The 21,511-nt window shown below is 59.9% G+C and carries 18 protein-coding genes; 8 read left to right on the top strand and 10 right to left on the bottom strand.

The annotated features are described in order from the left end of the window. Nucleotides 1-315: 315 nt before the first annotated feature. Nucleotides 316-1,830 carry a sodium/proline symporter PutP gene (gene putP, locus EHO01S_RS00185; RefSeq protein WP_024522054.1) on the top strand — a complete coding sequence of 505 codons (1,515 nt, stop codon included), beginning with the start codon at nt 316-318 and terminating at the stop codon, nt 1,828-1,830. A gap of 80 nt (nt 1,831-1,910) precedes the next feature. Here the strand turns inward: putP and EHO01S_RS00180 are convergent, their stop codons facing one another. The 3 genes from EHO01S_RS00180 to EHO01S_RS00170 all read right to left on the bottom strand — a co-directional run bounded on the left by EHO01S_RS00180 (nt 1,911) and on the right by EHO01S_RS00170 (nt 4,747). Then, nucleotides 1,911-2,213 carry a PcoE/SilE family metal-binding protein gene (locus EHO01S_RS00180; protein ID WP_024522053.1) on the bottom strand — a complete coding sequence of 101 codons (303 nt, stop codon included), beginning with the start codon at nt 2,211-2,213 and terminating at the stop codon, nt 1,911-1,913. Nucleotides 2,214-2,643: 430 nt separating this feature from the next. Continuing rightward, the gene (locus EHO01S_RS00175) at nt 2,644-4,074 is read right to left on the bottom strand and encodes a Cu(+)/Ag(+) sensor histidine kinase (protein WP_024522052.1); all 1,431 of its coding nucleotides are present in this window, start codon (nt 4,072-4,074) and stop codon (nt 2,644-2,646) included. Further along, nucleotides 4,064-4,747 carry a copper/silver response regulator transcription factor gene (locus tag EHO01S_RS00170; protein ID WP_024522051.1) on the bottom strand — a complete coding sequence of 228 codons (684 nt, stop codon included), beginning with the start codon at nt 4,745-4,747 and terminating at the stop codon, nt 4,064-4,066. The genes EHO01S_RS00175 and EHO01S_RS00170 overlap by 11 nt, the downstream gene beginning before the upstream one ends. 193 nt (nt 4,748-4,940) lie before the next feature. Between EHO01S_RS00170 and EHO01S_RS00165 the strand changes: the two genes are divergently transcribed. From EHO01S_RS00165 to EHO01S_RS00150, 4 genes are all read left to right on the top strand, one after another. Beyond that, nucleotides 4,941-6,323, top strand: coding sequence for a Cu(I)/Ag(I) efflux RND transporter outer membrane protein (locus EHO01S_RS00165; protein ID WP_024522050.1), 1,383 nt, complete (start codon nt 4,941-4,943; stop codon nt 6,321-6,323). Nucleotides 6,324-6,356: 33 nt separating this feature from the next. Further along, the gene (locus tag EHO01S_RS00160; protein WP_024522049.1) at nt 6,357-6,704 is read left to right on the top strand and encodes a copper-binding protein; all 348 of its coding nucleotides are present in this window, start codon (nt 6,357-6,359) and stop codon (nt 6,702-6,704) included. A gap of 98 nt (nt 6,705-6,802) precedes the next feature. After that, entirely contained in the window at nt 6,803-8,092 is a 1,290-nt protein-coding gene (locus tag EHO01S_RS00155; RefSeq protein ID WP_024522048.1) for an efflux RND transporter periplasmic adaptor subunit, read from the top strand. Between the two features lie 10 nt (nt 8,093-8,102). Beyond that, on the top strand, nt 8,103-11,258 hold the full coding sequence (locus tag EHO01S_RS00150) for a CusA/CzcA family heavy metal efflux RND transporter (protein ID WP_024522047.1): 3,156 nt from the start codon (nt 8,103-8,105) through the stop codon (nt 11,256-11,258). Nucleotides 11,259-11,325: 67 nt separating this feature from the next. On the opposite strand, the gene cfa is transcribed toward EHO01S_RS00150, so the two are convergent. Together cfa and punC are read right to left on the bottom strand one after the other, a co-directional pair. After that, the gene (gene cfa / locus EHO01S_RS00145) at nt 11,326-12,477 is read right to left on the bottom strand and encodes a cyclopropane fatty acyl phospholipid synthase (RefSeq protein ID WP_024522046.1); all 1,152 of its coding nucleotides are present in this window, start codon (nt 12,475-12,477) and stop codon (nt 11,326-11,328) included. Between the two features lie 300 nt (nt 12,478-12,777). Further along, nucleotides 12,778-13,995, bottom strand: a complete 1,218-nt coding sequence (punC, locus tag EHO01S_RS00140) for a purine nucleoside transporter PunC (RefSeq protein ID WP_024522045.1) — start codon at nt 13,993-13,995, stop codon at nt 12,778-12,780. A gap of 139 nt (nt 13,996-14,134) precedes the next feature. Here punC and punR point away from each other — a divergent pair, with 139 nt between their 5' ends. Next, nucleotides 14,135-15,049 (top strand): DNA-binding transcriptional activator PunR, encoded by a 915-nt coding sequence (punR, locus tag EHO01S_RS00130; RefSeq protein ID WP_024522044.1) that lies wholly within the window; start codon nt 14,135-14,137, stop codon nt 15,047-15,049. Here the strand turns inward: punR and EHO01S_RS00125 are convergent. From EHO01S_RS00125 to purR, 3 genes are read right to left on the bottom strand one after another with little or no spacing between them, the layout of a single operon-like run. Next, nucleotides 15,030-15,653 carry an ATP-binding cassette domain-containing protein gene (locus EHO01S_RS00125; RefSeq protein WP_024522043.1) on the bottom strand — a complete coding sequence of 208 codons (624 nt, stop codon included), beginning with the start codon at nt 15,651-15,653 and terminating at the stop codon, nt 15,030-15,032. The genes punR and EHO01S_RS00125 overlap by 20 nt on opposite strands. Then, nucleotides 15,640-17,259 (bottom strand): ABC transporter permease family protein, encoded by a 1,620-nt coding sequence (locus EHO01S_RS00120; RefSeq protein ID WP_024522042.1) that lies wholly within the window; start codon nt 17,257-17,259, stop codon nt 15,640-15,642. The genes EHO01S_RS00125 and EHO01S_RS00120 overlap by 14 nt, the downstream gene beginning before the upstream one ends. Nucleotides 17,260-17,261: 2 nt before the next feature. Then, nucleotides 17,262-18,287, bottom strand: a complete 1,026-nt coding sequence (purR, locus tag EHO01S_RS00115) for an HTH-type transcriptional repressor PurR (RefSeq protein WP_024522041.1) — start codon at nt 18,285-18,287, stop codon at nt 17,262-17,264. A gap of 355 nt (nt 18,288-18,642) precedes the next feature. On the opposite strand from purR, the gene cydH reads away from it, so the two are divergent. Next, complete coding sequence (gene cydH / locus EHO01S_RS18765; protein ID WP_115314492.1) at nt 18,643-18,732, top strand: cytochrome bd-I oxidase subunit CydH; 90 nt, start codon at nt 18,643-18,645, stop codon at nt 18,730-18,732. 86 nt (nt 18,733-18,818) lie between these two features. Here cydH and sodB read toward each other — a convergent pair whose 3' ends face one another. Then, complete coding sequence (gene sodB / locus EHO01S_RS00105) at nt 18,819-19,397, bottom strand: superoxide dismutase [Fe] (protein ID WP_024522040.1); 579 nt, start codon at nt 19,395-19,397, stop codon at nt 18,819-18,821. Nucleotides 19,398-19,737: 340 nt separating this feature from the next. Then, on the bottom strand, nt 19,738-20,586 hold the full coding sequence (locus tag EHO01S_RS00100; RefSeq protein WP_024522039.1) for a C40 family peptidase: 849 nt from the start codon (nt 20,584-20,586) through the stop codon (nt 19,738-19,740). Nucleotides 20,587-21,096: 510 nt separating this feature from the next. Between EHO01S_RS00100 and EHO01S_RS00095 the strand changes: the two genes are divergently transcribed. Then, a complete protein-coding gene (locus EHO01S_RS00095) occupies nt 21,097-21,441 on the top strand; it encodes a Grx4 family monothiol glutaredoxin (RefSeq protein ID WP_024522038.1) in 345 nt (114 codons plus the stop codon). The last annotated feature ends 70 nt before the right edge of the window (nt 21,442-21,511 follow it).

Here is a 21,511-nt window from a genome sequence, read left to right as displayed (position 1 = left end):
AAATGAAATTTTCTATGGAAATAATGTCATTATAGAAACTGTGGATAATAATTTGTGGCGATTTTCCGTGCGCGCAATCCCAAAATAAAAAAGTGCAACCGAGATAAATGTGATCTAGTCCGGTTTACCTTCACTTTTTGCTCTGCATTACCGTGTTTTTATGTAAATGGTATGTTGCTTAATGGTTGAGTGTGACGATTGGGCGCTAGCAACTCACGGTGCGCAGACCGGACGGAAATGGTGCGCTGAGTAGGCCGTGGCGGCGCTATCCATAGCGGCGCCGATGGGCCAGACGAGACTCCAGGGAGAGCGGGTATGGTAATGAGCACACCCATGTTGGTGACATTTTGTATCTACATCTTGGGCATGATCCTGATCGGCTTTTTGGCGTGGCGCTCGACCAAGAATTTCGACGACTACATTCTCGGTGGACGTAGCCTCGGCCCCTTCGTCACGGCGCTATCGGCTGGTGCCTCAGATATGAGCGGGTGGTTGCTGATGGGACTGCCCGGCGCGGTATTCATCGCCGGCATCTCGGAGAGTTGGATCGCCATCGGTCTGGCGCTCGGGGCGTGGTTGAACTGGCGGCTGGTAGCCGGACGCCTGCGGGTACATACCGAGGCGAATAATAATGCGTTGACGCTGCCGGATTACTTTACCGCCCGTTTCGCCGATAACAGCCGCCTGTTGCGCATCATCTCCGCCCTGGTGATCCTGCTCTTTTTCACCATCTACTGCGCCTCCGGGATCGTGGCCGGTGCGCGTCTGTTTGAGAGTACCTTCGGCATGAGTTACCCGACGGCGCTATGGGCCGGCGCGGCGGCAACCATCATCTATACCTTCATCGGCGGTTTCCTGGCGGTCAGTTGGACCGACACGGTGCAGGCGAGTCTGATGATCTTCGCCCTGATCCTGACGCCGGTGATGGTGATCATCGGTGTCGGCGGTTTCCATGAGGCCCTGGCGGTGATCCAGCAGAAAAGCATCGAGAACGTCGATATGCTGAAGGGGCTGGATTGGGTCGCCATCCTTTCGTTGCTTGGTTGGGGGCTGGGTTACTTTGGCCAGCCCCATATCCTGGCGCGTTTTATGGCGGCCGACTCGCACTATAGCCTGGTCAATGCGCGGCGTATCGGTATGACCTGGATGATCCTCTGTTTGCTTGGCGCAGTCGCCGTCGGTTTCTTCGGCATCGCCTACTTCGATAACCATCCTGCGCTGGCCGCCGAGGTAGATCGTAATGCCGAGCGGGTCTTTATCGCGTTGGCGCAGTGGTTGTTTAACCCATGGATCGCCGGCATTTTGCTGTCGGCGATTTTGGCGGCGGTAATGTCGACTTTAAGCTGTCAGCTGTTAGTGTGCTCCAGCGCGATTACCGAGGATCTGTATAAGGCCTTTTTGCGTAAGCAGGCCGGACAGCAGGAGCTGGTATGGGTCGGGCGGGCGATGGTGTTGCTGGTGGCGCTGGTTGCCATCGCGTTGGCGGCTAACCCAGAAAACCGGGTGCTGGGGTTGGTGAGCTATGCCTGGGCCGGTTTCGGGGCGGCCTTCGGGCCGGTGGTGATCTGTTCGGTGCTCTGGTGGCGCATGACCCGAAACGGGGCACTGGCCGGGATGATTATCGGCGCCCTTACGGTGATCGTCTGGAAGCAGTATGCTTGGTTGGGACTGTATGAGATTATCCCCGGTTTCCTCTTTGCGGGCGTGGGGATCGTGCTGGTTAGCCTGTTAGATCGTGCGCCGTCGGCGGCGGTACAGCGGCGTTTCGCCGAGGCGGACGCCTACTACCGCTCGGCAACACCGCCTGGGTTACGGCCGGAGTGGGAGTAACACCCCATGCTCGCGCCCGGTCGATACCGGGCGCTGAGGTCGACGCGCGGGGGTGTGAGAGACCCGCGCGTCTCGCGCGCTTACTCGCCACATCGCTGCGTTTCGGCGTCATGCCGCCTTTTATGATACTGGATGATCTGTTGATGTGCGCTGGCGCTGCCGTTATCCATCGCCTGATGGGCGATCATGGCGCGCTGATGTTCATCCAGGGCGGTAATTGCGTGCCCCAGCGCGGGCGCAGGCGGTTTAGGGGCGGATGAGAGGCGCTGATGCGCCGCCGATTGGGCGTTATCCACCTGTTGATGGATATCCACGGTGTCGCTGGCCCAGCTTACGCTGCTGAGGCCCAACATGAGTAGAGTGGTGTAGATCACGGGTTTCATCGGTAGGGCTCCATATCAGTAAGATTAACCTACGATGCCTACGGCATCGCGCGTGCTAACAACAGGGTGGCGGAGACGGGAAAGCGTCTCGCCGTTCGGCAAGGTGGCTAGCGTAGGGCCAGCCATGCTCTTCCGCTGGGGCCCAGTATAACGGGGGGAGCCGCTGGCGCGCGTGACGAGAGAATGACGATGATGTCATCGGGCATGAGATTACGTGTGCGCCGTTATGTCCCATGCACAGGGGACGAAGCGTCGTTGAGCTACTGAAGACAAGGCGTTAAAGCCTATGCGGCGGTTTGCGTCGCGTATGTCGACATCTATCTCGCGTGGGGCGAGCAGCGCTCTCCTTTGGGCCGACAACATCTTTGCCCTGAGACGATCTGCGCCACCGGGAGGGGCCGCCTTAGGGGAAGGGGAGCCGACACGGGGATCACCTCGCGCCGTGCTCGGCGTGGGCGAGAGAGAAGCTAAAGCGAGTAGCCTCGTGATCCGAACTAACCCAGACCTGGCCTTGGTGGGCGACGATGACCGACTTGACGATGGCCAGGCCGATGCCGCTCCCTTCGCCGTTACGCTGGCGGGCGGGATCGACGCGGTAAAAACGGTCGAACAGGCGTGGCAGATGTGACGGGGCGATGGGGGAGCCGGGATTGGCGACGCAGAGTTGCACCGCGTCGTCAGTCTCGCTGAGTTGTACATGCACGCTGTGACCCGGCGGAGTATGGCGAATCGCGTTGGACAACAGATTGCTGATGACCCGCCGCAGCATTAACGGATCGCCCCAGGCGGCGCCAGCTTTCCCCGTGAAGCGCAACGTCACCTGGCGCTCCTCCGCCCAGGCTTCGAAGAAGTCGAAGACCTTCAGGGTCTCCTCGCGCAGATCGAGTGCGCGGCAGTCGAGGCTGAGGCGTTGGTTATCCGCTTGCGCCAGGAAGAGCATGTCACTCACCATCTTCGCCATACGCTGGTACTCTTCGAGATTCGAATAGATGACCTCCTCCAGCTCTTGCTGCGTACGCGCCTGGCTTAACACGATCTCGCTCTGAGTGAGCAGGTTGGTGATCGGGGTACGCATCTCATGGGCGATGTCGGCAGAAAAATTCGCCTGCCGAGTGAACACATCCTCAATGCGGGCGAGCATCTGGTTGAAGGAGAGGACGAGTTGTTGCAGCTCGATCGGCACCGCGCCCGGTTCGAGGCGGGTATCGAGATTCTCCGCGGTGATGGTCTTGATCTTGCTGCTCAGTTTGCGCAGTGGCTGGTGCCCGTTGTACACGGCAAGCAGCACGAGGAAAATGATCAGCAGGCTGATCAAGGCCGCACAGAACATCAGATCCATCTTCAACTGGTCGAGGTAGTGCAGGTGGACGTCGATAGAGAGGGCGATCAACAGCGTGTATGGCGTATGCGTCTCGCCCGGTGGCGCGACGGTACTGACGATCAGTCGGTAGGCTTCGCGCGGTTGACGCTCGTTCGACCAGAGAAAGACTTGCCCGCTTTGCAGATAGCGCGGTAACGCCGCTAACTGCCAGACGGGATTGAGGTTGGCGGCATCGTCCGAGCGGTAGAGAAAACGCTGGTCGCTGGCACGTAGCGCGACGCTGATGTTTTGATAACCGGCCAGCACGCGGTTCAGCGTTTCCAGGCGTTGAACGCCAGGGTGGGGCGGCTCTTGCAAGACGCGCAGGATGCTGCTGCGTACCTGTTGCAGGGTGCTGTTATCCAGTTCGGCGAAATGACGCTCGACAGAGTAGATCATAATCCAGGTGAAGACGGCGAAGGCGAGACACGTGGCCAGGGAGATGGCTAGGGTCAGGCGCGCCGCCAGCGAGATGGGACGCCGTACATGTTTAGGAGGCATCCGCGACCTCAAGCAGATAACCCACGCCACGCACCGTTTGGATCAGCTTGGGTTCGAAATCGAGATCGATCTTCGCGCGCAGACGCTTGACGGCCACATCGATGGCGTTGGTGTCGCTGTCGAAGTTCATATCCCAGACCTGTGAGGCGATCAGCGAGCGTGGCAGCACTTCTCCCTGGTGACGGAGGAAAAACTCTAGCAGAGTAAACTCCTTGCTCGTCAGCGTGATGCGCTTGCCGTTGCGCGTCACTTTCCGCGAGAGGAGATCGAGGGTGAGATCGGCTACGTGAAACTGACTCGCGGGAATATGGCTGTTGCCGCGGCGTAACAAGGTTCTCACCCGCGCCAAAAGCTCGGCGAAGGCGAAGGGTTTGACCAGGTAATCGTCGGCGCCGAGCTCCAATCCCTTTACCCGCTGCTCGATGGTGCCGAGGGCACTCAACAGTAGGATCGGGAGCCCTTGCTTGGCGTTGCGCAGCATGCGCACGATATCCCAGCCATTGACGTCGGGCAGTAGGATATCGAGGATGATCAGATCGTAGCTGGCGGTCATCGCCAGGTGGTATCCCGTCAGGCCATTGTCGGCGAGATCGACGACAAATCCCGCCTCCGTCAACCCTTTACTCAGGTATTTCCCGGTTTTTGCCTCATCTTCGACGATCAGTATTTTCACCCTGCGCTCCGTTATGCCATGCCGTCTCGGCCATTGTAGAGGGCCTGTAGGCGAGATCAATCGGGCAACGGGAAAATGACAGCTTTGTCATTCGCCTGTCACCGGGCAAAGCGCATCGATTTGTTAAGGTGCGCTTATCCTTTGGCGGCCGGCGGGGCGCCACCCTCATCGGCGTGTTTGGGTCATCAGCGTTATGGTTAAGATACAGCAAATAAGCGTCAGTCTGGTATTGGTGTTGACGGGATGCGTCTCCTTGGCGCCGGAGTATCGTCGCCCGGCATCGCCGGTCAGCGCACATTTCTCTGCGCCACCGTCGGCCAGCGCCGCGGCACCAGCGACCTATCAAGAGCAGGGTTGGCGCCATTTTTTCCACGATGCACAGCTGAAGCAACTGATCGACGAGGCATTGCGTAATAACCGCGATTTGCAGCAGGCGGTGATTAATGTTGGTCTGGCGCGGACGCAACTGGCGTTGCAGGAGGCGGCACGTTATCCCCAGCTTGACGCCACCTCACAGGCTAATTATCGCGCGCCGCTCCAGGGAGGAGCCAGTCGCCGGGAGTATCAGTTGGGGGGGGCGTTGGGATTTGAACTGGATCTGTTCGGTCGTCTCCAATCGATGAGCGAGCGAGAGCGGCATAATCTCCTCGCCAGTCAACAGGCGCAACGCGCGCTGCATATTCTGTTGGTCGCCAATGTCGCCCAGGCCTATTTCACGCAGCAGTTGGCTTATGCTCAGTTGCGTATCGCCCAAGAGACGCTGCAAAACTATCGTCAGTCCTATTCCTTGATCGAGCAACAGGTACGGGTCGGTAGCAACAACTTGCTGGCGTTGGCGCAGGCGCGTGGGCAGATAGACAGTACCCAGGCGGCCTTGGCTCGCCGCGAGGGCGAGCTGGCGCAGGCCAACCACGCGATACAGCGTCTGGTCGGCGTGTATGGCCGTGCGCCCGGCGATCAACGTGGTTTGCTCAGTCCGCTCGGTCCGGTGGCGCTGCCGCTACCGTTGCCATCGACCATCCTGTTGCAGCGCCCTGACATTATGGAGGCGGAGCACCTGCTGCAAGCGGCGGATGCCAATATCGGTGCGGCGCGCGCCGCCTTCTTTCCCGCGATCTCACTGAGTGGCGGATTGAATGGCAGCGGCAGCGATTTAGCCGGTTTATTCAGCGCGGCCGGCGGCGTGTGGAGTTTTGTCCCCCAAGTTACCTTGCCGATCTTTAACGCCGGGCGTAATCGCGCCAATTTGCAACTCGCCGAATTACGTCAGCAGCAGGCCATCGTGAACTATGAAAATAAGATCCAGGCGGCGTTTAAGGAGGTGGATGATGCCCTTTCCACACGCCAGAGCCTCGCCGAACAACTCGCGGCACAACAGCGTTATCTGGCGGCGCTCGAGGCCACCTTACAGCGCGCCCGCGGCTTATATGCCCATGGCGCGTTGAGTTATATCGAGGTACTGGATGCCGAGCGTGCGTTATTTACCACCCAACAGACACTGCTCGATCTGCGCTATGCGCAGCAAGCGAATGAAATAACCCTTTTCGCCGCCCTCGGCGGTGGTTGGCAGGCATAACGCCGGCCTCGTTAATCCAATGGAGTGAATGTGATGAAAACAGCGATCAACATGGCCCTGTGTGCGGGGCTCCTCATGGCAGGTAGTGTCCCGGTAATGGCGACGCCGGGCGAGCATCAGCACGCGCAGTCGGCGGCGAACGAGCAAGCGGAGACGGCGCAGATCACGGCCCGTGGTGAGGTGAAGGCGATCGATTTGCCAAATAAGAAGATCACCATCAGTCATCCACCGATCCCCGAATTGGCGTGGCCGGCGATGACCATGCGTTTTACCTTTAGCGCGGCGAATCAAGTGGCGGGGATAAAGGTCGGCGATCAGGTGACGTTTTCCTTTGTTCAGCAAGGCGCGCGCTCGCAGTTAATCGCTATCCATACCCTCTGAACATTTTCATGTTATCTACGCCGGTTATTTCCTGTGAAATAACCGGTCGTTCGACTCTGCGCCAGTCGTGAATGACCGGCGAGCGAATGGGGAGTGTCATGCCCGCTCTAACGATAAAATATGCCACGGCCGTTGTCGGCGGCCTCATTCTGGGAGGGCTGATCAGCGTCGGCCTGTATGCTTACCTGACGCCACCCGCAGCGCCCCCCCCGGCTCCGGCCGAGCGGCGCGTCCTGTTCTGGTATGACCCGATGAAGCCCGATGTCAAATTTGATCAGCCGGGTAAATCCCCCTTTATGGATATGGATCTGGTGGCGAAATATGCCGATGAAGGGGAGCCGCAGGACGCAGATCAGAGGGTTCGCATCGATCCCGCGCAACAACAGAATCTGGGGCTGAAGACGGCCAAGGTGCGGCAAGGAAGGTTGACCAACGTCAGTGTCTTACCGGCGAACATTCGCTTTAACGAGTATCAATACGTGATCATGCAGGCGCGCGCGGAGGGCTTTGTCGAAAAGGTCTATCCGCTGACTAACGGCGATCGGATCACGCGCGGCAGTCCGTTGGTCGACATCACCATCCCGGCGTGGGTTGAGGCGCAGAGCGAATACCTGTTGCTGATGCCGGGCGCGGGTCAGGAGGCGCAGCGCCAAGGGGTATTGGAGCGTTTACGCCTGAGTGGGATGCCAGAGGCGGACATTCAGCGCTTACGGACTACTCGCCGGATCCAGACCCGTTTCACCCTGCGCGCCCCGCTCGACGGGGTGATCACCGCCTTCGATCTGCGCGCCGGGATGAACTTCTCCAAGGATAAGGTGGTGGCGCAGATCCAGGGCATCGATCCGGTCTGGGTCAGCGTCGCGCTGCCCGAGGCGATGGCCGCGCAGCTGAACGCGGAGAGCCGTTTCGAACTGGAGGTGCCCGCCTACCCGCAACAGCGCTTCACGGTGCTCGACTGGCGTGCGCTGCCCAGCGCCGATCCGACGACGCGTACCTTGCAGATCCGTCTCTCGGTGGCCAATGCCGACGGTCGGTTGAGGCCGGGTATGAATGCCACCTTACGCCTTGAGACGCAGAGCCCTGCCGGGTTGTTGATCCCCGCCCAGGCAATCGTCGATAACGGTGCCGAGCAGCATGTGATCACGGTGACGGCGGACGGACGCTTCCTGCCGAAGCGTGTTGCGGTGGTGCAGACGGCGCAGCAGCAGGCGGCGATCGCCGCCGGGCTGACTGAGGGGGAGTCGGTGGTGGTTAACGGACTGTTTCTGATCGACTCGGAGGCCAGCATCAATGGCGCGTTGGCACGGATGCGTCCGGCGAGTGAGGAGGCCAGTCCCGCGGCATCCGCCTCGGCGGATGACGCCGCGGCACAACACGCCGGGCATTGAGGAGACGGTCATGATTGCATGGATTATTCGACGCTCGGTAGCGAACCGTTTCTTGGTGATGATGGGGGTACTATTCCTTAGCGTGTGGGGCGCTTGGACGATCGCCAACACCCCGGTGGATGCGCTGCCCGATCTCTCCGATGTACAGGTGATCATCAAGACCAGTTACCCGGGACAGGCTCCGCAGCTGGTGGAGGATCAGGTAACCTATCCGCTGACCACCACCATGCTGTCGGTGCCGGGCGCCAAGACGGTGCGCGGCTTCTCTCAGTTCGGCACCTCCTACGTCTACGTGATCTTCGCCGATGGCACCGATCTTTATTGGGCCCGTTCACGGGTATTGGAGTATCTGAACCAGGTGCAGGGGCGGTTACCAGCCGGGGTGAGCGCGGAGATTGGGCCCGATGCCACCGGGGTCGGTTGGATTTTCGAGTATGCGCTGTTGGATAAGCGCGGAGGGCACGATCTGGCCGAGCTACGCTCGTTACAGGATTGGTTTCTGAAGTTTGAGTTGAAAACCATTCCTAACGTCTCTGAGGTCGCCTCGATCGGCGGGGTGGTAAAACAGTATCAGATTCAGGTCGACCCGTTGAAGCTGACGCAGTATGGCATCAGTCTGGCGGCGGTGAAACGGGCCATCGGCGCCGCTAACCAGGAGGCGGGCGGCGCATCGCTAGAGCTGGCCGAGGCGGAGTATATGGTGCGAGCCAGCGGCTATCTGCGTACCCTCGATGACTTTAACCACATCGTCTTGCAAAGTGGCCAAGATGGCGTACCGATCTACCTGCAAGATGTTGCCCGTGTCCAGATCGGCCCGGAGATGCGCCGGGGGATCGCCGAGCTGGACGGCGAGGGCGAGGTGGCGGGCGGGGTAGTGATCCTCCGCTCCGGTGAGAATGCTCGCCAGGTGATCAGCGCGGTGAAGGCGAAACTTGCCGCGCTGCAAAGCAGTTTGCCAGCGGGTGTCGAGTTGGTGACGACCTATGATCGCAGCCAACTGATCGACCGGGCGATCGATAACCTGAGCCTCAAGCTGTTGGAGGAGTTCGTCGTGGTGGCGCTGGTTTGCGCCCTGTTTCTGTGGCACGTGCGCTCGGCGTTGGTGGCGATCGTCTCCTTACCGCTGGGACTGTGCATCGCCTTTATCATCATGCGCTATCAGGGATTGAACGCGAATATCATGTCCTTGGGGGGGATCGCCATCGCGGTCGGGGCGATGGTCGATGCGGCGATCGTGATGATCGAGAACGCCCATAAGCGCCTGGAGGAGTGGTCGCAGCGTCATCCCGCAAGCCCGATCGATAATGCCACGCGCTGGCGGGTGATCACCGATGCCGCGGTCGAGGTCGGACCGGCGCTGTTTATCAGCCTGCTGATTATTACGCTCTCTTTCATCCCTATCTTCACCCTCGAAGGACAGGAGGGGCGGCTGTTTGGCCCATTAGCCTTCACCAAGACCTACGCCATGGCCGGGGCGGCGGCGCTAGCGATCGTCGTCATCCCTATCCTGATGGGCTTCTGGATCCGCGGCACTATCCCGCCGGAGAGCCGTAATCCCTTGAATCGTTTTCTGATCCGCCTCTACCACCCGCTGTTGCTCATCGTACTGCGCTGGCCACGCCTTACCCTGCTGCTGGCGGCGTTGTCCATCGCCACGGTGATTTGGCCGCTGAACCGTGTCGGTGGCGAGTTCTTGCCGAATATCAACGAAGGTGATCTGCTGTATATGCCCTCGACCCTGCCGGGGATCTCGCCCGGCCAGGCGGCGCAGTTGCTACAGACGACCGACAAGCTGATCAAGCAGGTACCGGAGGTGGCCAGCGTCTTTGGTAAGAGCGGTAAGGCGGAGACGGCGACCGACTCGGCGCCGCTGGAGATGATCGAAACCACCATTCAATTGAAACCGCAAACGCAGTGGCGAGCGGGGATGACGATGGACAAGATCATCGCCGAACTCGATGCTACGGTGCGTTTACCGGGGTTGGCCAACCTGTGGGTTCCGCCGATCCGTAACCGCATCGACATGCTCTCGACCGGTATTAAGAGTCCAATCGGCATCAAGGTATCGGGGACCGTATTGGCCGACATCGACGCCACGGCCCAGCGTATCGAGGCGGTGGCGAAGACGGTACCCGGGGTGGTTTCGGCGCTGGCGGAGCGTCTGGAGGGAGGGCGTTACATCGATATTCAGATCCAGCGCCAGCAGGCGGCGCGCTACGGCATGACAGTCGCCGATGTGCAACTGTTCGTCTCTTCCGCCATCGGCGGGGCGATGATCGGGGAAACCGTCGAAGGGGTGGCGCGTTACCCCATCGCGCTGCGTTATCCCCAGGCCTGGCGGGAGTCGCCCGCGGCGTTGCGCCAACTGCCGATCCTGACACCGTTGCAGCAACAGATCACCTTGGGCGACGTGGCGGAGGTGCGGGTGGTTTCCGGACCATCGATGTTGAAGACCGAAAATGCCCGCCCGGCCAGTTGGATCTACATCGATGCGCGTGGTCGCGACATGGTGTCGGTGGTGGCGGATTTGCAGACGGCGATCCAGCAGCAAGTCACCCTGGCGCCGGGGACCAGCGTCAGCTTTTCCGGCCAATTTGAGCTGTTGGAACAGGCCAACCGTAAGCTGATGCTGATGGTGCCGATGACGTTGGTGATCATCTTTGTGTTGCTCTATCTGGCCTTCCGGCGAATAGACGAAGCGTTGTTGATCCTGATGAGTCTGCCTTTCGCCTTGGTCGGCGGCATCTGGTTCCTCTATTGGCAAGGGTTTCATCTGTCGGTCGCCACCGGCACCGGTTTTATCGCCTTGGCTGGCGTGGCTGCCGAGTTCGGCGTGGTGATGCTGATGTATTTGCGTCAAGCTATCGAGCATGATGTGGCGTTGAGCCAGCCCGCACGCTTCACCCCAGCGGCGTTGGATGCAGCGTTGTATCACGGCGCGGTGCTGCGGGTGCGTCCCAAGGCGATGACCGTGGCGGTGATCATCGCCGGTTTGTTGCCGATCCTGTGGGGCAGCGGCAGCGGCTCGGAGGTGATGAGCCGCATCGCTGCACCGATGATCGGCGGAATGATCACCGCGCCGCTGCTGTCGCTGTTTATCATTCCGGCGGCCTATAAGCTGATCTGGCTGCGGCGCCAGCGCCGCGCCATGCGTCGGGCACCTTGATCATGCCAAGAAAACGGAGGCCTACGGGGCCGCCGGTTGGGACAAATGAGGAGGGTATCTGCCCCCCTTAGCGCGCGACCCGCATGCCGCCACCGATCCCGTGCGGAGAGAACAACACCTGCCAGAGTTGGATATCGCGGGCGCGGAACGCCCCGGCACAGGCGCACAGATAATAATTGAACATGCGGAAGAAACGCTCGGAGTAGCGCGCCTGGAGCGTCGGCCAGGCCGCGAGGAAACGCTGCTGCCAAGCCATCAGGGTTCGGTCGTAGTCGGCGCCGATGTTGTGCCAATCCTCCATCACGAAGAGCGGTTCGCTGGCCTGGGCGATGTGGCGTAGCGAAGGGAGGCAGCCGTTGGGGAAGATGTACTTATTGATCCAGGGATCGACATCCGGCGTGGTGCGGTTGGCACCGATGGTATGCAGTAAAAAGAGCCCATCATCCTTCAGATTACGCCGGGCGACGGCGAAATAGGTGGCGTAGTTCTTCGGCCCGACATGTTCGAACATCCCGACGGAGACGATCCGATCGTAGCGTGCATTCAGATCGCGGTAGTCCTGTAACAGGATGCGGACATCCAAGCCTTGGCAGCGTTCGACCGCCAGCTTCTGCTGTTCGGCCGAGATGGTCACGCCATCGACCCGGACTCCGTAGTGGCGGGCGGCGTAGGCCGCCAGGCCGCCCCAGCCGCAGCCGATGTCCAGCAGGCTCATACCTGGGCGCAACTGGAGTTTCTCGCAGATCAAGCGCAGCTTATCTTGTTGCGCCTGCTCCAAGGTTTCGGCCTGTTTCCAGTAGGCGCAGGAGTATTGCATCGCGGGATCAAGCATCTGGCGGAAGAGATCGTTACCCAGATCATAGTGTTCGCGTCCGACCATCCAGGCGCGGCGTCGGGATTGGAGATTGGTCAGACGAGCGCTGGCGACGCGTAGGGTGTCGCGCCAGTGATGCGGCAGTTGGCGCTCCAACCCGGCCCGCAGCACCTTATGAAAGAAGATGTCTAAGCGTTCGCACTGCCACCAGCCATCCATATAGCTTTCGCCCAGCCCTAGTGAGCCTTGTTGCAGCACCCGGCGGTAAAAGTGCGGATGGATAACCTGGATGTCATAGGGGTGATCGCCGTTAAGTGTGATGCCGGCTCGGCCCAGCATCTCGTTGGCGATACGCTGCCAGGCATCATTCTGTGCGCTGACCGCTTCCATACATGATGAACTCATCGTCGCTCCCTAGCCAAACTTGATGAACAGCGCGCAACGAGACGCACGCCATACAGCTACTCGAATCGTGCCAACGGATGGGGCGCCTTGCCCGATCGACCCCTGGACAAAGGGAAATGCGTGTCTGGCGCTCCGATAGGGCTCCGGCTAATGTGATGCCACGCACAGAACACGCAAATGATAGTGACCTGGAGAGAAGAAATATGAACCAAGTCATATCTCATCCAGTATAGGCGGCGGTGAAAAGCGGCTCAAGTGCCGCCTTTTTCACCGCATGCACCGCCGATGCGGCGGCGTAGATTAATGGCGGGTGAGCGCGTGTTGACCGCGCTGTTGTTCGCGACGTTTTTCGAGCATGGTGGTGACACTGTCACTCTTGAGCCAGTAGCCTAGCACCACCAACGGGATGGTAGCGGCCATGATGGCGGTGGTCGCCAGCAGTGGCAGATGGATCAGCGCCGACACCAGCAGGCTGGCCAGGAAGCAGACGCCCAGTTGCAGGGTGTTTTGCAGTGCCGCGGCCTTGCCGCTGTTATGCGGGAACGGCGTCAAGGCACTGGCGACCACGATAGGATAGATGGCGCCGTTCATCATCGCCATGACGCAGAACGGCACTAACAATGCCAGCAGACCGGGCTGATAGCTGAGCGCCATCACCAGCATCGCCAGCATGCTTAGCGAGTAGATCACCAGTAACCAAGGCAGCAGCAGGGAGCCGCCGATACGGCTCAACAGCGCGCGGCAGCCGTATCCACCCAGCAGAAAGGCGATGGTCTGCGGCACATAGCTCAGACCGATATCATTCGGGCTGTATCCCATCTCGCCGAGGATAAAGGGAGAGCCGGTCAGCCAGGCGAAGAAGCCGGCGGAGCAGGCGGCGTAGATCAGCACGTTACCGCTAAAGATATTGGAGCGCATCAGACGCAGAAAACCGATGCTCGGCGCGCGGGTGCTAGCCGCTGCCGCCCGATGCTCTTTCAGACGCAGGGTCGGGATCAGCAGCAGCAAGGTGATCAGGAACAGCATGGCGAAGATCGCCTGCCATTCGAAGTGGTTGAGCAGCCAAGCGCCGAGCAGCGGCGCGAGCGCCGGCGAAAGCGCAACCAGTGGCATCACCGTCGCGAAGACGCGATTAGCGACCCCTTTGCTGTAGCGATCGATTACCAAGGCTTGCCAGGTGACGGCGGCGGAGCAAACGCCGATAGCTTGCACGAAACGCAGCACCAGCAGTTGGCTGGTGTTCTCGATCCACAGCATTCCCAGGCAGGCCAGGGCGAACATGCTCAGCCCCAGCACCAGTACCGGCTTGCGTCCGATGCGATCGGAGAGCGGTCCCCACAGCAGTTGCGCGAAGGCGAAACCGGCCAGGAAGATACTCAGACTGGCGCTGATGGCACCGGCAGAGGCCCCCAGATCCTGGCGCATCGCGCCGAAGGCGGGCAGATACATATCGGTGGCCAGGTATCCCAGCATACTGAGGCCGGCCAGATAGAACATGAAACCTGATTTACTTCTCATTATTTTGACTCGTTATGAATATTTTGCAGGCGGAGAATGTGACGGCTGAGAGTTTATTGGCTGGCATCTCGCTTGTGAAACGCTATTATTTGGCATTATGGGTGAAAATTTTTGAAAGCAGTGGCTGAGGAGTTAGCGCATGTGGTCAGAGTATTCGCTGGAGGTGGTCGACGCGGTGGCGCGCACCGGTAGCTTTAGCGCGGCGGCGCAGGAACTGCACCGGGTGCCCTCCGCGGTGAGTTACACCGTGCGGCAATTGGAGAATTGGCTGGCGGTAGCGCTATTTGAGCGTCGGCATCGCGACGTGGAGTTGACCGAAGCCGGGGCCTTTTTCGTCGATGAGGCACGCGCTATTATCAAAAAAATGCATGCCACCCGGCGCCAGTGTCAGCAGGTCGCCAACGGTTGGCGCGGTCAGTTCCATGTCGCCGTCGATCGCATCGTGCGCCCGCAACGTTGCCAGCAACTGGTGGTGGATTTTTACCGTCACTTCCCCGACATGGAGCTGATGATCCACAGCGAGGTGTTCAATGGCGTCTGGGATGCGCTGATCAATGGCCGGGTCGAGGTGGCGATCGGTGCCACCCGGGCGGTGCCCGCCGGTGGACGTTATGCTTTCCGCGACATGGGCTTCCTCCACTGGCGTTGCGTGGTCAGTCCCGATCATCCTTTAGCGAGCTTCGACGGCGAATTGGACGACGATCGGCTGCGGCCATTCCCGGCGTTGAGCATTGAGGATACCTCACGGACGCTACCCAAGCGGGATACCTGGCTGCTGGACAATCAACGCCGCCTCGTGGTGCCGGATTGGCCCTGCGCCATCGACTGCCTAGAGGCCGGGTTATGCGTCGGCTTGATGCCGGCCCACGGCGCCGATCCGTTGATTGCCGCCGGACGTCTGCATGCCTTGCGTCTGAGCCAATCCTTTCCCGATAGCGCCTGCTGTGTGACCTGGCAAGATCACAGCCGCTCGCCGGCGCTCGATTGGTTACTCGACTACCTCGGCGACACCCGCACCATGAATCAGGAATGGCTCATGCCGCAGCCAGCGTGACAACGCGCCCGCCAGCCGGGACATCCGCCGCGTCGTGGGTGACCAGGATGGCGGGGATGGCGCGTTGGGCGATCTGGGCATAGATCCAGGCACGGAAACGTTGACGCAGCGGGGCATCTAAGCGTGAGAACGGCTCATCGAGCAGCAGGGCTTGCGGGGTGGCCAGTAGGGTACGCAGTACGCTGATGCGCGCCCGTTGTCCGCCGGAGAGCGCCGCCGGATACGCGTTGGCCATCTCGCTCATTTCCGCCTGCTGGAGCGCTTGGGCGACGGCGTCCGCCGCGGCCTGTGGTGCGAGGGCGAAGCGGAGATTCTGCGCCACGGTCAGGTGAGGGAAGAGCAGATCGTCCTGAAACAACAGCCCGATCCCACGACGCCAAGCTGGGAGGTGGCTGAGTGGCCGTTCTCCCAGCCACACCGCGCCTAGGGCGCGCAGCGGCGGCTGGAGCTGGCCGGCGATCCCGGCCAAGAGGGTGGATTTACCACAGCCGCTTGGCCCCATCAGGGTGAGGACTTCTCCCGCGGCCACCGTCAGGGAGAGCGCGGGCAGCAGTGGCTTATGTGACAACGTCACGCAGAAGTCTTCGAGTTTAAGAGATGTCATGGCGGGAGGCGCCTCGTACGCCGCGCACTGGTAGCCAGAGCGCTAACAGGAAAGCCGGTAAGGGCAACAGGGTTTGCCACAGGGCGCCGATGGCTGCCAGACGGCGATCGATGCCACTGGCATAGGCGACGGTTTCGGTGGCCAGGGTCGGCAGGCGGCCAGCCCCCAGCCCCAGGGTTGGGAGATACATGCCGATGCTGACCGCGACGCCAAAGGCGAGTGCCACGAGGAGGGCCGGCATGAGTTGTGGCAGCTTAACGCGGTAAAAGGCTCGCCAGGGGGATTGCCCCAAAGCCAGCGCAACGCGGATCTGGCGCACATCGAAACGCAGCCAGGGGCCGGAGAGTGTCAACAGGTAATAGGGCGTGACGAACAGCAGTTGGCCATAGATCACCAGTGGGTAGCTGCCCAGCCAATGATAACGGGCGGCGAAGACTTGCAAGCCAAAGATCAGCCCCATCTGCGGCAGTAGCAGCGGCAACAGCAGCCAGGCACCGGGGTGCCGCTGCCGCGCGGCATACCACTCCAGGGTGCCCAGCGCTAAGATAAGCGCCAAGAGATTGACCACCAGGGCGATCCACAGGCTATGCCATAACGGGGTGCTCCAGTCATGAAAGCTGTACAGCCAGCTGTCATAGCGCCAGTGTTGCGGCCAGCGTAAGGGAAACGGCCAGCGCTGTGCCAGGGAGATCAACAGCAGCATCAGATAGGCGCTTGCCGTGAGGCCGAAGGCCGCGGGCCAATAGGCGGCGACCAGGCTTGCCGTATGGCGCGCATGGCGACGGGGTGGGCGTTGGCAAACGTTTACCCAGGCGCGTTCGCCGGCGTAGCTGATCAGCAAGGCCAGCGCGTTGAGTAACAATAATAGCAGTGCGCCGAGCGCCGCCAGCCCCCCTTGCTCTCCATCGCTGATCCATTGCCACAGCAGTTGCGCAAACAGATAGGGCCGTTGCGGGCCGAGCAATAGAGCCAGATCCAGCGCCGAGAGTGAGAAGGCCAACACACAGAACATCGGCAGGCGTAAACCGGGTAACAATTGGGGAACCACGATGCGCCACCATCCTTGACGCGGCGGGTAACCGAGGGCGGCGGCGACACCAAGCTGTTGCATCGCGCCACAGCGTTCGGCCTGCGCCAGGGCAAGCAGATAGAAGAAAGGGGTCTCCTTGAGCAGCAGGAGCAACATCAGGCTTAGCGCATAGGGATCATTTGGCAGCGCGAGATCGGGCGGTTGCCGCCAAGCGAACAGCGGCGCCAAGAGGCGCCACAGTAGGCCGGTCGGCGCCAGCAGCATCAACAGACCGGTGGCCAGGGCAATGTGGGGAGCGGCGAGGAGCAGCGCCGGGATCAGGCGATGGCGTCGGCGGCGCTGTAGCGTCCGGCCGGCCAACGCCAGTCCCAGAACCAGCGCCCCCCATGAGGCGCCGAGGCTGCTTAGCAGCGAGAGCGCTAGACTATGGCCCAACGCCGGCCAGTGTCGCAGTTGTTGCCAAGCGTCAGCGAGATGACCTTGTTGCAACGGCAGCCACGTAGCGGGCACCATGGCCGCCAGTGGCAATAACCCGACCAGCAACAGCAGCAGCGGGAAGAGCGCCAGCCGAGACACGCTTAGCGGCGGTAGTCGACAAACGGCCCATCGGCGACGGAGCGCCGCTCGACCAGTTTAGGGTGGACCTCGATGGTCTTGGCGTCTTCGCGCTTGCTGGTGATACGGTCAAGCAGCATGTCGAATGCCATAGCACCGAGGCGCTCCTTCGGCTGATGAATCGTGGTCAATGCCGGGGTAAAGTAGCGCGCGTTGCGCACATTGTCATAGCCGATGACGGAAATATCCTGCGGCACGCGTAACCCCATCTCATCCGCCGCGCAGATGGCGCCCATCGCCATGATATCGCCGCCGACAAACACGGCGGTTGGCCGCTGTTTCTGCGCCAGGATGCTTTGCATCGCCGCATAACCGGACTCCGGCTCGAAGTCACCTTCGACCAACCATTCCTGTTGCGGGGTGATGTTGGCCTCTTGTAGCGCTTTGATGAAACCACGCAGGCGGCCGCCGCCAGTGTTGCGCGATCCCGGGCCGGTGATGGCGCCGATCTCGCGATGGCCGCGCTCGATCAGGTAACGCCCAGCGAGATAGCCGCCTTCAAAGGCATTGTCCTGGATAGCATCGGTAAAGTCGCTGCGCCGGGTGCCCCAGTCCATCACCACCATCGGGATATGGCGGTAGTCCTCCAAGATCTCCAGCAGATTTTCGGGGTATTCTGAGCACATCACGAGCAGACCGTCGACGCGCTTTTGCGCCAACATCGCCAGATAGGCCTTTTGCTTTTCCAGGTTGTTGTGTGAGTTACACAGGATCAGGGTATACCCCTGGCTGTAACAGCTGTTTTCGACCGACTCGATAACTTCGGCGAAGTAGGGTGCCTCGCTGGAGGTCGCCAACAGGCCGATAGACTTGGTATGGTTAACCTTCAGACTGCGGGCAACGGCGCTGGGAGAGTAGTGTAGTGCTTTGATCGCCTCCCACACGGCGGCTTTGGTTTCGTCGGCGACAAAGCGAGTTTTATTGATGACGTGAGACACCGTGGTGGTCGACACGCCTGCGCGTTTTGCCACATCTTTAATCGTTGCCATGAAACAAATGACTCCTGGGCGTACGCGGAGCGTCGCCGGTTTGTTAATCGTTTGCCTGCGTGTCACGACGTCCACGCGCGATCTCGGCAGTATAGTGCCGGTACGGTTGCGCAAATAGGGTGACGTCTGTCGTTTCTTGTTTAAAATTATAACGTCGCCACGCGGCAGTAAACCGCAAATTTTGGCCGATCTTACGCAAAAGGGGAAGCACTAATTGGCGATTTGCGCAGGATGTAATCATAAGATTTTCCGCGTGTTTTAATGGCTGATTTATGTAAAAATGATTTAACACAGATTTTGTGTGTTTGCTCCATGGGAAAAAATTGATATAGAACGTAAAACAAGAGGTGTCAAAATGGAAAGCGATCTGAAATATTCCCTGGTTACCACGGTGGTGGCGCTGTCGGTGATCGTCATCGCCGGGCTGATCGCCGCCCTGCACTGAGCGGGATGCCAGGCGCTGGCGTTAGGAGCTAGCAGCACGAAAAAAGGCGCTCAGAGAGCGCCTTTTTTATCATCCGATGCCTGGGATCAGGCCAGATTCTGGGCTACGAACTCCCAGTTAACCAGTGCCCAGAAGTTTTCCAGGTATTTCGGACGCGCGTTGCGGTAGTCGATGTAATAGGCGTGCTCCCAGACGTCGACGGTCAGCAGCGGCTTATCGTCGCCAGTCAGCGGGGTTGCTGCGTTAGAGGTATTGACGATGGCTAGGCTACCGTCCGCTTTCTTCACCAGCCAGGTCCAGCCGGAGCCGAAGTTGGCGATAGCCGACTTGGTCAGCGCTTCCTGGAAAGCGGCGAAGGAGCCGAAAGCAGCATTGATCGCCTCGGCCAGCGCGCCGGTCGGCTCGCCGCCGCCGTTCGGAGAGAGGCAATGCCAATAGAAGGTGTGGTTCCATACCTGAGCGGCGTTGTTGAAGATCCCGCCGCTGGCGGTTTTGATGATCGCTTCCAGCGATTTGCCTTCGAATTCGGTGCCCTTGATCAGGTTGTTCAGGTTAACCACATAGGTGTTGTGGTGCTTACCGTAATGGTACTCCAGGGTTTCCGCGGAGATATGCGGCTCCAGCGCATTCTTGGCGTACGGTAATGCAGGTAATTCAAATGACATAGCTCTCTCCTTAATGCTTTTGTGACAAGCCGGTTGAACCGGAGACACGACGCCGGAGCGTCCGCCCGCGGTGAGATAAAAATGAAAAAATCTTGTTGTCTGCTTGTTATGGTTTGTGATTCTAGCAAGTTTTAGCGTTAAAGACAGGGGGTAGCGCTATTTTAGTCGATCGACTGGCGAAATGTGCAGCAGCGGGCACGCCGCCGGCAGAGCGCGTGCCGACGAAAGATGAGGTATCGCGAAGGGAAGACGAGGCTGTTGTTCCTTGGCGGGGGGGATCTATCGGCAGACCCGCATCGCCGCGCGCGTTTTGCTGGCGCGGCGCGCTTGGGTGCTGGGATCAGCGAATGGTCTTCGGCGTCATCACTCGACGCGCACCGAGGTAATGATTCTGCCAATAATCGTCACCGAGGTAACTGATACGGATCTCCTCACCGGTACGCGGTGACTGGATGAACTTACCGTTGCCCAGATACACCCCGACATGATCGGCGGCGCCGCGGCCATTGATCTGGAAGAAAACCAGATCGCCGCGCTGTAATTCGTTGCGCTTGACCGGCGCGGCGTCGCGCAGATGATACATCTCGTTGGCCGTCCGCGGCATCTTGATATTCAGCAGATCTTGGTAGGCATAGTAGATCAGGCCGCTGCAATCGAATCCGGTATGGGGCGAGCTGCCTCCCCAGCGATAGGGTTTACCGATTTGGCGCATCAGCTTATTCATCGCCGTTTGTTTGGCGTGCTGATAGCGTTTCTTGTGTTGCTGACTGAGTCGCAGGGGGTGTCTATCCTCCTGCTCGTGACGCCGAGTGGCATGATGCGCGATTTGCCGTGCGGAGGGGCGGCCATAGTGTTTCTTTGCTGTGCGCTGCCTTACATGTGATGTCGCCGCATGGCGGCTCCGCGCACTGTGGCTCGCTGCATTGTGCCGAGGTGGCTGGACGGCATGAGAAGAGGAGACGACGCGGGCTGGTGGGTGCGCGCTACGTTGAACGTGGACGTGGCGGGTAGTGACTCGCTGTTTGCTGGCGCTATGCTCGCTTTTACGCTTCTTACGATCGGCATGTTGGCTGTGTGCCGCCGCAGACTTCCGCTGATCGGCCGTGATTTTATGGGCCGGTGCGGCCGCTGCCGAGGTGGTAAACCATTGGGTAAACAGCAGTACAAAAAGCGCAACGAATAGACGCATCATCAATCGCTTCCAAGCCAAACACTAAAATAAAAACCTAGAAACAACAGTATTAATTCAATAATGCCGAAGATAACAGTACTGATGTTTACGTATTAGCGTCTAATTGTGAGTAAATATTTCAATTGGCGCATTTCGCGTCAGCTGGTCTTTTTTCTGGAGGAAAAACCGCCCATCCTCGCTCTGTCCGTGTCCGTGTCCGTGTCCGTGTCCGTGTCCGTGTCCGTGTCCGTGTCCGTGTCCGTGTCCGTAGGGAGAGGATGGGGAGTCGAGGGCGTCAGCGTCAGCGTCGGCGGCTAGATGGCGCAGAAACCCCACAAATAGCGTGTTTTTTTCCACCGCCCGCCGCCGTTACAATAACCTCAGCCCAGCGCGTTGTGGGCGAGATCGTCTAGGGAGTCAATAGCGGGAAAGGGGGGCGCACAGTGCCTAGCGCCTTGTCCCAGGGGATACGCTTGGGCGATAATGATAACCTGACAGGCCTAACACTGAATAAAGGAAGTAGAGACAATGACCACCATCGAAAAGATCCAGCGTCAGATCGCCGAAAACCCGATCCTCTTATATATGAAAGGGTCGCCGAAGCTGCCGAGTTGCGGTTTCTCTGCTCAGGCGGTGCAGGCGTTGTCGGCCTGCGGCGAACGTTTTGCTTATGTGGATATCCTGCAAAACCCGGATATCCGCGCCGAGTTACCCAAGTTCGCTAACTGGCCGACCTTCCCGCAACTGTGGGTAGAAGGCGAACTGATCGGCGGCTGCGATATCATGATGGAGATGTATCAGCGCGGCGAGTTGCAGAGCCTGATCAAAGAAGCCGCGGCACGACATGGTGCAGACGGTCAAGATAACGGCTAACCCTGGTTTCCACGGTTACCATGAAGGCGCCTAACGGCGCCTTCATGGTTTCTGCATGCGGCTTCATGGG

The sequence above is a fragment of the Edwardsiella hoshinae NBRC 105699 = ATCC 33379 genome (assembly GCF_000474215.1).
GTDB classification, from domain to species: Bacteria; Pseudomonadota; Gammaproteobacteria; order Enterobacterales; family Enterobacteriaceae; genus Edwardsiella; species Edwardsiella hoshinae.
The sequence above is the reverse complement of the archived record's forward strand: the minus strand, read 5'-3'. Positions and strand labels throughout refer to the sequence as shown.

Excerpts from the sequence above, each read along its gene's own strand:
- EHO01S_RS00100 (WP_024522039.1), bottom strand. The coding sequence starts at position 20,586 with ATGCGTCTATTCGTTGCGCTTTTTGTACTGCTGTTTACCCAATGGTTT.
- EHO01S_RS00155 (WP_024522048.1), top strand. The coding sequence starts at position 6,803 with ATGCCCGCTCTAACGATAAAATATGCCACGGCCGTTGTCGGCGGCCTC.
- EHO01S_RS00150 (WP_024522047.1), top strand. The coding sequence starts at position 8,103 with ATGATTGCATGGATTATTCGACGCTCGGTAGCGAACCGTTTCTTGGTG.
- sodB (WP_024522040.1), bottom strand. The coding sequence starts at position 19,397 with ATGTCATTTGAATTACCTGCATTACCGTACGCCAAGAATGCGCTGGAG.
- EHO01S_RS00125 (WP_024522043.1), bottom strand. The coding sequence starts at position 15,653 with ATGACATCTCTTAAACTCGAAGACTTCTGCGTGACGTTGTCACATAAG.
- EHO01S_RS00180 (WP_024522053.1), bottom strand. The coding sequence starts at position 2,213 with ATGAAACCCGTGATCTACACCACTCTACTCATGTTGGGCCTCAGCAGC.
- EHO01S_RS00095 (WP_024522038.1), top strand. The coding sequence starts at position 21,097 with ATGACCACCATCGAAAAGATCCAGCGTCAGATCGCCGAAAACCCGATC.
- cydH (WP_115314492.1), top strand. The coding sequence starts at position 18,643 with ATGGAAAGCGATCTGAAATATTCCCTGGTTACCACGGTGGTGGCGCTG.
- EHO01S_RS00160 (WP_024522049.1), top strand. The coding sequence starts at position 6,357 with ATGAAAACAGCGATCAACATGGCCCTGTGTGCGGGGCTCCTCATGGCA.
- punR (WP_024522044.1), top strand. The coding sequence starts at position 14,135 with ATGTGGTCAGAGTATTCGCTGGAGGTGGTCGACGCGGTGGCGCGCACC.
- EHO01S_RS00175 (WP_024522052.1), bottom strand. The coding sequence starts at position 4,074 with ATGCCTCCTAAACATGTACGGCGTCCCATCTCGCTGGCGGCGCGCCTG.
- putP (WP_024522054.1), top strand. The coding sequence starts at position 316 with ATGGTAATGAGCACACCCATGTTGGTGACATTTTGTATCTACATCTTG.
- punC (WP_024522045.1), bottom strand. The coding sequence starts at position 13,995 with ATGAGAAGTAAATCAGGTTTCATGTTCTATCTGGCCGGCCTCAGTATG.
- cfa (WP_024522046.1), bottom strand. The coding sequence starts at position 12,477 with ATGAGTTCATCATGTATGGAAGCGGTCAGCGCACAGAATGATGCCTGG.
- purR (WP_024522041.1), bottom strand. The coding sequence starts at position 18,287 with ATGGCAACGATTAAAGATGTGGCAAAACGCGCAGGCGTGTCGACCACC.
- EHO01S_RS00165 (WP_024522050.1), top strand. The coding sequence starts at position 4,941 with ATGGTTAAGATACAGCAAATAAGCGTCAGTCTGGTATTGGTGTTGACG.